The sequence below is a fragment of the Desulfotomaculum copahuensis genome, assembly GCF_001655685.1.
Taxonomy (GTDB): Bacteria; Bacillota; Desulfotomaculia; order Desulfotomaculales; family Desulfovirgulaceae; genus Desulfotomaculum_G; species Desulfotomaculum_G copahuensis.
In genome coordinates this window covers 1-269 of the sequence record NZ_LYVF01000053.1, presented here as the reverse complement: position 1 = coordinate 269, position 269 = coordinate 1, and the positions used below count along the sequence as shown (strand labels likewise).

At 46.5% G+C, this 269-nt stretch carries 1 pseudogene; it reads left to right on the top strand.

Annotation, left to right across the window (positions count from 1 at the left end):
- A pseudogene (locus tag A6M21_RS04505) lies at nucleotides 1–269 on the top strand (hypothetical protein); the annotation flags it as partial.

The window sequence follows — 269 nt, the reverse complement described above, 5'->3', positions numbered from 1 at the left end:
GGCCTGGCAGTGTTTTCGTCGCTTTGCTTCACCAGAGAAATCATCTTAAAAGTGATCGAGGTGACAAAGATGGAAGCTTCCCCGTTGTTTGACGGTATCCGAGAAAAGTGGGTTGATCAAGGTAAGAAGCAAGGGATAAAACAAGGAATGCAGCAGGGAATGAAACAGGGAATACAACAGGGAATGCAGCAGGGAATACAGCAGGGAATACAGCAAGGAATACAGCAGGGAATACAGCAGGCCATACTTGACGCGTTGGAAGAAAATCT